The sequence below is a fragment of the Mycobacterium sp. NGS45 genome (assembly GCF_059812645.1).
In genome coordinates this window covers 1-11,077 of sequence record NZ_JCALDB010000040.1, presented here as the reverse complement: position 1 = coordinate 11,077, position 11,077 = coordinate 1, and the positions used below count along the sequence as shown (strand labels likewise).

The window sequence follows — 11,077 nt, the reverse complement described above, 5'->3', positions numbered from 1 at the left end:
GCTCCGCCTGCGCCATCGTCGACCGCATCAACGCCGCCTTGGCACCAAACGCCGACTCCGAGGCAACCAACTGCGGAATATGCGCATCCAACAAACTCATCCCCGCACTCCTTTCCTGACTACTACTTCGGTTCCGATTCCGACTCCGGTGCGGAGTCGCCATGTTCGTTTTCGCTCCAGGTGTCGGGCAGCATGGGCACGCTGGGCCCGCCGCCGAACCCGTCACCGGTCAGGGTGGTCAACCCGGATGCCGTACCGGCCGTCCGCTTGCCCACCGTCCCGGTGAATCCGAGCGCCCCGGCGCCGCGATCCGAACCCGTCGCGGCGGCCGTGGCCGCCGGTTCTTCGTTCGGACCGGACGCGGGACCTGAGTCCATGTCCATGAACTCGTCTGCGTGGTCGTGCAGCACCGCGCGCCGGCGCCGGCGCGCCCGCGACCGTTCCCGGGCCGAGACGCCCACCGCCGCCGCTGCCGCAGGCACCCGCGAGGCCGGTGCTTGAGCCTTGTTGCGGTCGGTGAGTGTCGGCCCCAATCCGGTGCCGGGGTCGGCCCCGGCGACCAGGTATCCGAAGCCGATCGCCCCGCCCGGTGCGGCCGCCGCCGCAGGCGCCGGCGCCGCCGATGTGGCCGGAACGCTGCCCGCCGCGGGGGTGGCGACGCTCGGGCTGAAACCGGCCACCACCGGGGCTGTCCGGTCGCCCGCCGGGGCGACGCCCACCGGTACCGGCTTCAGGTCGCCGTCGGGAGCCAGGTCACCGCCAAACAGGTCGGCGAGGTAGCCCAGCCCCACCCCGAGCAGAATCGGCAGCAGGGCCGCGCTGGCGAACAACAGCGACCAGAAGGTCCAGCCGAACGGGATGAAGAACGCCTCGTAGGCGATGAAGAACAGCAGCGGGAACCAGGTGACCAGAGCGCCGGGGCTACTGAGGATCTCGCGGATCACCCCGATCGGGTCGGTGAAGAACTGGACGAGCTGATCCCACAGCCGGGTGAAGAAGTCCCCGATGTCCGACGACGAGTCCGCGGCCGGCTGCGCGGCCTCGGCCTTGAGCACCGGTGGCGCCTGCACCGCGCGCGGCGCCGACGCCAGTGCCGCACCGGACACCGCGTGGTAGGTGCTCATGGTGGTGGCCGCCTGGACCCACATCCGCACGTAGTCGGCCTCGTTGAGTGCGATCGGGATCGTGTTGATGCCGAAGAAGTTGGTGGCAACCAGCACCCCGTGCGTCATGTGGTTGGCCGCGAGTTCGGCCAGCGTCGGCATCGACGCCAGCGCGGTGGTGTAGGCGGTGGCGGCCACCTCGTGCTGCGCGGCAACACCGGCGCTGTCCGCGCTGGCCTGGGCCAGCCACGCCAGATACGGCGCATGGGCCGCCAGATACTGCTCGGCGCTGGGGCCCTGCCATGCGCCGCTCTGCACGGCGCCCAGCAGCGCGGTCAGCTCGTCTGCCACCGAGGCGTACTCGACGCTCAGCGCATTCCACACCCCGGCAGCCGTCAACAACGGACCCGGACCGGGGCCGCTGCTCAGCAATGCTGAATGCACCTCCGGAGGGGAGGCGATCCAGACCGGGGAGGCGATCATCAGCCGTGCGACCCCAGGCCGTACCTCGAGGCGCCCGCGGCGTCACCGACGGCGTAGTTCACGGCGGACTCGCCGACGCCTACCCCGGCGCGGCCCAGTTCGGTGGTGCCTTGGGCGGCCACCGCGGCGTGCTCGGTGCCCTGGGCGCTGAAACCGGCGGCGGTCTGCAGCGACACCGGGTCGGCGGCCGGCGGAACCACCGCGGTGATCAGCGGGGCGGCACTGGCCTGCGCTGCCGCCAGACGGGCGGTCAACGCCTCCACTGCTGCACTGGCGGCGGCCAGACCTTCGGGAAGCACATTGAGGGTCATGACATTTGCTCCTTTCGCGTGCGCATCAGCGCGTCAGGCTCTCGCTGAACAACGGATTGACCAGTTGGAGGTAGGTGGGTTCGTCGGTGTCGCCGAGCAGCATGGCGCGGCCTGCCGGAAGGCGTCCGAAGCGTTGGCCGCGGATCTTGCCGCTGTCTGCGGGGTTGCCGGACAGCATCAAGGTGGTGGCCTGCAGGTCGTTGAGGCGACGCAGCAACGGGTTGGTCATCAGCGCATGCGCCGAGCCGGTGGCCCGGCCGGTGACGACCACTCGCAACCCGAGATCGCCCGCCTGGGACAGCAACCCGATCAGGTTCGTCCACGGCCGCTGGCCCGCGTACGGACCGGTCAAGGCCGGGGAGTCCGGGATGGCGTCGACGTCGTCGATGATCAGGTAGTGGGTGTGGCCCTCGTAGCTCCACCCCGCCAGATCCGCGGCCGACAGCCCGGCCGGTGGCCGGCGCGAACCGATCAGCGCCGAGAGTCCCAGCATCGCCGGGATCACCCGGTCGATGTTGGCGGTGTACTCGTTGTCGGGGAACAGCGGTTCGTCGACCAGGTGCAGTCGGCGATCGAGCACCGTGAACGCCACCTCGTCGGCGGTGCTGTTCTCCCGCACGGTGCGAATGATGTGCCGCAGCAGCGTGGTCTTGCCCGACTTACTGTCCCCGAGCACCATCACCAGCGGGTTGGTGGTGAAGTCGACCTCGACGGGTGCCAGGTCCTCTTCGCGCACACCGATGACGAGCCGCTCCGGCGCCGGCCACAGCGTCCCGACCTCTTCGGGGGCGAGGTTGGTCGGCAGCAGCCGCACCGGCGGGGCGGCCAGACCGGGGTGCCGGGCGTTGATCTCGGCGATCTGGTCCAGATCGGGTTGCGCGATCAAGAAGTGCTCGGCGGCCATGGTCAGACCGCGGCCGGGCTGGTTGGCCGGCACGGCCTCGGCCGGGCGGGTCAGCGCCCCGGCCACCCGCACGTTGCTGTCCCGCGGGTCGTGCAGCTTCAGTTCCAGGCGCAGCCCGAGTCCGTCGCGCATCGCCAGCGGCACCTCGAGCCAGCTCGGGGTGGTCACCACCACGTGGATGCCGTAGGCGAGGCCGACGTTGACTAGCTCGGTCACCTTGGCCAGCAACGGATTACGGGTGTTGAACGCGTCGGTGTTGTCCCGGCTGAAGGCATACAGGTTGTCGATGACCAGGAAGACCTCGCCGTAGCCGTCGTTCAGCGAGCCGATGCTGCCGTCGCGGAACGCCTCGCGCTGTTGGCGGGCGGTCAGCAACTGCTCCAGTTCGCCGAACGTGCGGCGGATCCGCTCGGGCTCCAGCCCGGATGCCACGCTGCCCACGTGCGCCAGGTCCTGCAGTCCACGCAGCTGGCCGCCGCCGTAGTCCAGGCAGTAGAAGGTGACCTCGCGAGGCGAGTGCAGGCTGGCCGCCGACATGATGAACGTCTGCAGCGCAGTGGTTTTCCCGGATTTGGGCCCACCGTGGATCAGCATGTTGCCACTGGCCGAGCGGGCGTCGAACACCAGCGGGTCGCGGCGCATGTCGAACGGCTTGTCGATCTCACCCAGCGGCCAGCGCAACTGCCGCTCGCCGATGCCGGCCTGGGCCAGCGTCGCCACCAGCGGAATCGGCTCGTCCAGCGGAGGCAGCCACAGCTGCGGGGCCTGCGGACCGTAGTTGGCCAGCTGGTCGCCGATCGTGGCGATCAGCTTGCGCGGCGGACCCAGTGCCTCGTCATCGGGTTCGGCCACCACGGTGGTCTCCTCGCCGGAGGCGACCGGACCGGCGGTGAACAGCTTGGGTTCCGGAATCGCATGCATCACCACGGCTTTGGACTGCCGCGGCGGGTCGTAGATGCCGTCGACGTAGGTGCTGCGGAACTTGATCGGCGCCGCTCCCGGTGCGGGCACCAGGAAGCCTTCGCCTTTGTGTTCCTTGCCGGATTCGATGTGGTAGGCGTCCTCGACCCCGATGATCTGACGAGACACGCTCGGCGAGGCGACCTTCAGCCCGATCCGGTACGACGTGTTCTTGTCGATGTCCTTGATCTTGCCCACATCCAGAGTCTGTGATGCGAACAGGATGTGGATTCGGAACGACCGTCCCTTACGCGCAACGTAGTCGAACAGTTCGGCGTACTCCGGGTGATCGGCGAGCATCAGGGTGAACTCGTCGGCGACGATGAACAGCGTCGGGATCGGTGCCAGGTCATGACCGGCGGCGATCGCGGCCTCGTACTCGGTCACCGAGTTGAACGCGCTGCCTTGGACCTGCCGGCCGGCCTCACGCAGCAGCAGCTCACGTCGGGCCACCTCACCGCGCAGCGTGTCGGCGAATCGGTCCGCCAGCGACTTCTTCTCGGCCATGTTCGAGATGACCGCGACGACCTGCGGGAAGTGCCGGAAGATGTCCGCGCCGGCCTCGCCCTTGAAGTCGGCGTAGATCACGATCAGCCGATCCGCGGAATGCGTGGTGAGCAACGACAGCAGGATCGACATCAGCGTCTGCGACTTGCCGGAGCCGGTCATACCGATCATCAACCCGTGCGGGCCCATGCCGCCCTCGGCCTCGTCCTTGAGGTCGAAGATCAGCGGTTCGCCGGTCGCGGTGACCCCGATCGGAACCCGCAGCTCCTCGTCGCGGTTGCGAGGCGCCCACAATGCCGGCACGTCCAGACGCGAGGCGTCGGGGATGCCCAACAGGGTGCCGAAGGTGGCACCGCGGGTGCTGGCCGAGCGCAGCCCGACGTGTGTCGGGTTGGAGTCCCAGCGCGACAGCCGCCGCGCCAGGTGCGCCGCCTCATCGGCGCCGAGGCTGTCGGCGTCGTCGATGTAGCTCTGCCAGCCGCCGGTCTGCCAGCGATCAATCGTCTTGCCGCCCGCGCTGATTCGCAGGATCGGCCGTTCCGGATCGGGATACTGCTCACGATGCGGGGCCACGCTGCTGCGCTGCACGATGGTGACCCCGGCGCGCGCCGCGCCCAGCGGTGACGCCGCGACGTCGAAGTCGGGATCGTCGATGATGACCAGCAGGTGCCGCGAGGTCTCGGCCGGTCCGCCGGTGAACGCCGGCCGGTCTGCCAGCACCGGAGCCAGCAGCGCGGCCAGCTCCTGCGCACCGGTGGCCAGGTACCGGGCCGGGCCGACACCGTCGACAGAACCCGGGATGTCAACGTGCGGCAACCATTTCAGCCACGACCAAGCCGAGGACTCCAGCTCCTGGGAGGCCAATGCCACCCCCAGCACGGTCGGGTCATGCCAGGTGACCGATTGGGCCACCCAGGCACGCAGCGCGGCACGCACATCGTCGGCGGCTTCCTCGCCGTCGCCGAGCACGGTGACACGCGACACCTTCGTCAGATCCACACCGACGGGTACGTCGCGCACCGTGCGCTGAGTGTCGAGCAGGCTGCGTAATGCGCTGTGCGACACCGGCTCCAGGTCGATCTCGTCTGCGGTGTCGGTGACCCGCACCGCACTGGCCAGCGGCACCGAGTGCCGCCCGGTGCGCAGCACCAGGAAGTCCTCGTCATGCGGGTCGCGTTCCCACTGTCGACGCGAGCCCGGCACGGCTGCCAGATCCGACGGGTCGGGGTGCGACCACTCGGCAGCCATCCGCTGCTTTGCCGCGGCGCCCCGGATGTTGTCGCGCACCACCGACAGGTAGCGCAGGTAGTCGGCCCGCTCGGCGTCGACCTCGACAGTGCGGGCCTTCTTGTCGCCACCGCGATAGATGCCGGCCGCGGCCACCAACAGCGCGAAGGGGAAGAACAGCATCACCGGGGAGATCAACCGCATCCCGGTGGCGACCATCGCGATCACCATGCCCACGATCAGGATGACGATCACCACCGGCAACGCCCGCTGCAAAAACGACGCCGGAACCAACCGCGGCAACTCCGGCGGCGGCTCGATGGTGATGGTGCCCTTGTCCATCGGCGGCACCGGCAGGCGGCGACGCGCCTCGAAAATCAAACGACTCATCGGGTCTCTCCCCCGTTCGATGCACCCAGTTCGCTGCTGACGCGACGCGCGGGCCGCTGATCCGGCGCCAACCCGTCATGAGCCAACAGGGCATCCGCGCGCGACAACGTCGGACCAAGGGCGAACTGCGACAACACCGACCACGGAATCGGCACCGCCGGCCGGTTCAAACCGAGCGCCGAGACGGTGTCACCGTCGCCACCGTTTACGCCGGCCTCGGTGTTGACGCCGTAGCGCACACCGGTGTCGGAAATCCAGAACAGCGGGCCCGCTGACGGATCCGCCGTGGGGTCGCTGCTGACGCTCTGCACGAAGTATCCGGTGCCCGGACTCAGCGCCACCCGGGCGGCGGTCCCGCCGACTCCGGCACCGACCAGGTCCAGGGTGCGCACGCCCTCGCGCAGCGGCAGCGACGAACCTGACAGCAGGGTCAGCGAACTGGTGCTGGCACCGGCCGGCCTGCTCCAGTGCGCGCAGGTGACCGGGGCGGAGACCGCGTCGGTGAGGCTGACCGGCCGCTCGGGGAAGCGGGAGACGTCCAGACCGTGCGACACCGGCAGCCGGGCGATGTCATCGGCGGCCAGCAGCGGCGGCCGGTCCAGCCCGTGCGAATCGGTGTTGCGCAACACCGCAGCCACCACCTCCGAGATCGGCTGCAAGCCGTCCGCCAGCACCGCGTAGTACTGGACGGTGCCCTCCGAGTTGCCCTCCAGGGAGTGCGCCGACACGACCGCGCCCACCGGCACGTCGGGCCGCAGCTCGAACGACGGCTTGTTACCGGCACCGGGGATCATCGGCGCGGTCAGTGCGGGCGCCTCGGGAACGCTGTTGAACAGCCCGGTCGCGATCGAACGCGGGTGGGGAACAGCCGCGCCCCGCTCGCTGAGGCCCAGCGCGCCGGTGATGGCCCGGTCGCCGAGATCGATCCGGCTGCGTTTGCCGTTCCACAGCAGCCAGGCACCGGCACCGTTGTCGGTCAGCACCGCCTGCTGGCCACCGAGCGCGCCGGCGCGGGAACCGCCGTCGGCCAGCGGCCCGCCGATCACCGTGACTCCGGCGGTGGAGCCGGCCACCGAGTCGCAGACCGTCCAGTCCGCGTCGTGGCCGTCGTTCTGCACCATCCGCTCCGGGGCGCCGGGAATACCGATCAGGTTGCCGCGCGGAATCTTGTCCAGCGCAGCGCTTTTCACTGAAGTCGGATTGACCGGACGGCCGACGATCAGCCGTGCGGAGGTCAGGTTCAGTACCGGGTGCAGTTGGTCACCCACCCGCACGTACAACGCGGAAGTGGACTTGTCCGACAGCACCGGGTCGTTGGCGGCCGCGCCGTTGGGCCAGATCAGGGTGAACACGAAGCAGCCACCGGCCACCGTGGCCAGCACCAGCAGACCCATCAGCACCGCCCGCGCTTGCGAGCGCAACGGCTCCACCAGCATGCGGGTGTCGTGCAGGGCCACGCCCGAGGCGATCCGCCGCATCACGAACCGCCAACCGCTCACCTGATGCTTGGTGACGAACCCGCGCCGGTATTCGACCCGGTCGGGATTTTCGTTGACCGGGGTGCGGGACGCGAAGGAACGCCGTTCGTCATCCGATCGGTCGAGCTGACCGCTCATGCGTTGGCCTCCAGTCCCAGGCCACGCAGCAACGGCGCCACCGAGTAACGGACGTCTTCGGTCGTGATGGTCATGAGCTCCTCATCGGTGAAGACGCCGGTACCGGACTGCTCGGAGTGGTCGAGCCGGAACTCGCGCTCCTCCTCAGAGCGTTCGACCAGGTTTCGCACGAATCGGCCGTTGCCGGCGATGTCCAGGCTGCGGCGGGCGATCCCGTTCGCATCCGGGTGAGATGCGGCGGCCAGCTGGCCGAACAGCGCCTCCATCTCCTCGAGCGCGGTCTTCTCGAAGCGGCTGTCGCGCTGCTCGGCCATCTTGTGGGCGATCTCGACCAGCTCGGGCGGCTGGTAGGACGGGAAGTCGATGCTGCGGGTGAAACGGGACCGCAGACCTTCGTTGGTGTCCAGGAACCGGTCCAGGTCGGCGCGGTAACCCGCGACGATCACCACCAGCCGGTCACGGTCGTTCTCCATCCGCGCCAGCAGGGTGTCGATGGCGACCAGGCCGAAGTCGTTCTTGGCGCCGGTGGCCACCAGTGCGTAGGCCTCGTCGAGGAACAGCACACCGTCGAGTGCACTGTCGATGATGGCGTTGGTCTTGGCCTCCGTCTCACCGATGTGCTGACCGATCAGGTCGGCACGGTGCACCTCTTTGATGTTCTCCTTCTTCAGCAGCCCCAGGCCGCAGTAGATCTTGGCGACCACGCGGGCGATGGTGGTCTTACCGGTCCCGGGCGGGCCGGCGAACACAAGGTGGTGGGTGCGCTGGCCGACGGCCAGCCCGTGCTGCTTACGCACCACCTCCATGGCCACCGAGCTCTTGAGTCGCTGCACCTGGTTCTTGACCTCGGACAGGCCGATGAACTCGCCGAGTTCGCGTTCGGCCTCGGCCAGCAGCTCGGCCTTGCGTTCGTGGGCGGCCGGGTCGACGAAGTCCTCGGCACTCGGCTCGGTCTCGAGGTCCCACGGGTCGGTGCGAGCCTCGATGCGGGCCGCGGTGGTGGTGACGATCCCGAAGCTGTGGTCCAGCAGAGCATGCTGGACCTGCTCGTCCTCCGGATTGGCGGCATAGAGGTCCTGCAGCACCTCCTCGGCCGTCTCGTCGTCGCCCTGCGCCCGCAGGATCAGGCCCTTGGCCAATCCGCCGTCGGTGGCGGCGACCGCGATCGGGCCCTCCGGCTCCTCCAGGTAGGACAGCGCCGGCGCGTACATCCCCAGGCGTGCCAAGGCGATTCCCAGCGCGATCTTGGCGGCGTGGGTGAACAGCTCGTCGCGGTCGGGGTCGTTGACGATCGGGGTCAGCAGTTTGACCATGTCCGACCACCGTCCGGCGTGGTGGTTCACCGAGATCGCCAGCCACTGGGCGTCGTTCCAGGCGGGACGGCGCTCGGTGATCTCGGCGACGATCTCGTTCGCCTCGGCGCAGCGGCCCGCCATCGCCAGCTGGGCGGCGTGGGCCAGGTGGAAGTCGTCGGCCTCGGTGGCGCGGAACTTCAGGTACAGCCCGGTGTCGTACTGGAAGCCGAGAGCACCCGCTTTCAGGTCGAGCCGGCGCTGCAGGGCTCCGGCGGTGGCGGCCGTCTGCGAGACGGCGGCCAGCACCCGCGGCGACTGGTCGCCGGCGGCGGCCAAGCCGGTCCACGCGTCGCACTGCTCGTGTGCGACCCGGGTCAGCGCCGCGAAGCCGGCGCGGGCCGCATCCAGATCGGCAGGCCGTTGCCGCTGGTAGACCGGGATGCCCAGGGCGCGGCAGCAGGTGGCGAACCGGCTGAGGGTCTCCTCGTCGACTCGGGCCTGGGGTGCGAGCAGAGCCGCATCACCGTTGTTCATGCGTAACTCGCCCCTTCACCCGAAATCCCCAAGCCAACTCGGCTGAAGTTAGCATTGCATAAGCTAACTGTCGAGGTCGGTAGAGACGATCGCCGAGTGGTCTCCATCACCGCGGCTCGGCCTCCAGTAGCAGGTAGACCCGGCGCGCAGGCGCCGACATCGGTCCAGCTCATTCCCGCTCCTTATTGAAAATCATTTTCGATTGTTGGCACGTTACCCCATGGGGGGCTCCTTGACGACAGCGGCCGGCAGCGCCGGCATCACCTACCTCTTGACCGCCCGGACCAGTGAGTTCCGCAGGATCATCTGACCGGCCTGGGTGCCCGGCCCCGGGACCGGACGGTCCAGTTCACGTAGGCAGTCCGCCAAGGGTGTGGCGACCGCGTCCCAGCCGCGTGCGCCGAACCACTCGTCGGCCGGCGCGCAGCGCTCGTTGTAGACCAGCCGATGAAAATTGCGGCTGTCATCGCCGGCCGCCACTTCGGCTTCCACCGCGGCGTCGAAAGCCTCGTCGGGCATCGGAGCGCCGTCCTCGACCGCGACCCGACTGCCAGGGGCGGCCAGCCCGTCGATTCCGGTGAACAGCTGATCCTGCGCCTCAGCCGGAAGGTAGATCAACAGACCTTCGGCGATCCATGCCGAAGGTCGAGCCGGGTCGAAGCCGGCGTCGCGCAGCGCCTGCGGCCAGTCCTCGCGCAGATCGACGGCGACCTCGCGCCGTTCCGCGGTTGACCGGATACCGCGCTGAGACAGCACGTAGCTCTTGAAGGCGAGTACCTGGGGCTGGTCCAGTTCGAAGATGGTCGTGCCATCGGGCCAGTCCAGCCGGTAGGCGCGGGAGTCCAACCCGGCCGCCAGAAACACCACCTGGGTGATGCCGGCATCGCTGACGCCGCGGAAGAAGTCGTCGAAGTAGCGGGTGCGCGCACCCTGGAAGTTGACGAAGTGCTCACCGAAGTCGCTGGTCAGCAATTCATGATCGGGCAGATTGCCCTCCAGCACTGCTTCGGACTCCCCGCCGGCCGCACGACAGAACAGCTCCGCATACGGATCGACTGCTGCCGGATCGGGTTTACGGGCTTCCAGCGCCCGGGCGGTGGCTACGAACAGGGCTGTCGAGCCGACGCTTGTGGTGATATCCCAGCTGTCACCGTCACTACGCATTAAAGGCATTCCAGTGACCCTACGCCGGAGTGATCAGCGCGGAATTTCCGCTGGACGCGGTCGCAACCGCGCAAGTGCGTCGCGCCGTCAGCCCCACTTGGCGGCTTCGGCGGTGTCGCGAGCGTTCATCATCATGGTGTTGGTCTCATGCGTGGTCGCCATCGCGTGATACGCCCGCACCAACTCCTCCATCACCTGATTCCACTGCACCTGCCACGCCTGATACGTCATACCCGTATCGCCCTGCCACGCCGCCTGCAACGCCGCCTGCTCACTGGCGATATCAGCACCCACCGCCTGCAACGTGCCCGCATACCCATTCATCTCCCCGGCATGGGCCAACATCGCCGGGTAGTTGTACATAATCTGCGACATCAGACAAATCCTCCCTAAACCCCGGTGTAACCGGACGCCGCCGCCGCGTCTGCTGCGACATACGTCGAACCCGCATCCGCCAGATTCACCTGCGCCATGTCCAGCAACGCATTCACCCGCGCAGCCATCGCCACAAACCGGGCATGCGACCCCTGAAACGCCGCCGCCGCCTCACCGACATGAAACGCCTGCGCCGACAACGCCGCCT

The 11,077-nt window shown here is 68.7% G+C and carries 7 protein-coding genes and 2 pseudogenes; all 9 read right to left on the bottom strand.

The window, feature by feature from the left end; all coding sequences use genetic code 11:
• Window positions 1–100 (bottom strand): annotated as a pseudogene (esxG, locus tag AC5Y3P_RS21950) (type VII secretion system protein EsxG); the annotation flags it as partial.
• Between the two features lie 22 nt (window positions 101–122).
• Window positions 123–1,583, bottom strand: coding sequence for a PPE family protein (locus AC5Y3P_RS21945; RefSeq protein ID WP_500048051.1), 1,461 nt, complete (start codon window positions 1,581–1,583; stop codon window positions 123–125).
• Window positions 1,584–1,585: 2 nt separating this feature from the next.
• Complete coding sequence (locus AC5Y3P_RS21940; RefSeq protein ID WP_500048050.1) at window positions 1,586–1,897, bottom strand: PE family protein; 312 nt, start codon at window positions 1,895–1,897, stop codon at window positions 1,586–1,588.
• A gap of 25 nt (window positions 1,898–1,922) precedes the next feature.
• On the bottom strand, window positions 1,923–5,885 hold the full coding sequence (eccCa, locus tag AC5Y3P_RS21935; RefSeq protein WP_500048049.1) for a type VII secretion protein EccCa: 3,963 nt from the start codon (window positions 5,883–5,885) through the stop codon (window positions 1,923–1,925).
• Window positions 5,882–7,501, bottom strand: a complete 1,620-nt coding sequence (gene eccB, locus AC5Y3P_RS21930; protein WP_500048048.1) for a type VII secretion protein EccB — start codon at window positions 7,499–7,501, stop codon at window positions 5,882–5,884. The genes eccCa and eccB overlap by 4 nt, the downstream gene beginning before the upstream one ends.
• Window positions 7,498–9,330: a type VII secretion AAA-ATPase EccA gene (gene eccA / locus AC5Y3P_RS21925; protein WP_500048047.1), complete on the bottom strand. Its 1,833-nt coding sequence runs from the start codon at window positions 9,328–9,330 to the stop codon at window positions 7,498–7,500. The genes eccB and eccA overlap by 4 nt, the downstream gene beginning before the upstream one ends.
• Window positions 9,331–9,594: 264 nt before the next feature.
• Window positions 9,595–10,494, bottom strand: a complete 900-nt coding sequence (locus AC5Y3P_RS21920; protein WP_500048046.1) for a class I SAM-dependent methyltransferase — start codon at window positions 10,492–10,494, stop codon at window positions 9,595–9,597.
• Window positions 10,495–10,581: 87 nt separating this feature from the next.
• On the bottom strand, window positions 10,582–10,869 hold the full coding sequence (locus tag AC5Y3P_RS21915; RefSeq protein ID WP_500048045.1) for a WXG100 family type VII secretion target: 288 nt from the start codon (window positions 10,867–10,869) through the stop codon (window positions 10,582–10,584).
• A 14-nt stretch (window positions 10,870–10,883) separates the two neighbouring features.
• A pseudogene (locus tag AC5Y3P_RS21910) lies at window positions 10,884–11,077 on the bottom strand (type VII secretion protein EsxS); the annotation flags it as partial.

Coding starts and splice junctions, on each gene's coding strand:
- AC5Y3P_RS21920 (WP_500048046.1), bottom strand. CDS start 10,494: ATGCGTAGTGACGGTGACAGCTGGGATATCACCACAAGCGTCGGCTCG.
- eccB (WP_500048048.1), bottom strand. CDS start 7,501: ATGAGCGGTCAGCTCGACCGATCGGATGACGAACGGCGTTCCTTCGCG.
- AC5Y3P_RS21915 (WP_500048045.1), bottom strand. CDS start 10,869: ATGTCGCAGATTATGTACAACTACCCGGCGATGTTGGCCCATGCCGGG.
- eccA (WP_500048047.1), bottom strand. CDS start 9,330: ATGAACAACGGTGATGCGGCTCTGCTCGCACCCCAGGCCCGAGTCGAC.
- eccCa (WP_500048049.1), bottom strand. CDS start 5,885: ATGAGTCGTTTGATTTTCGAGGCGCGTCGCCGCCTGCCGGTGCCGCCG.
- AC5Y3P_RS21940 (WP_500048050.1), bottom strand. CDS start 1,897: ATGACCCTCAATGTGCTTCCCGAAGGTCTGGCCGCCGCCAGTGCAGCA.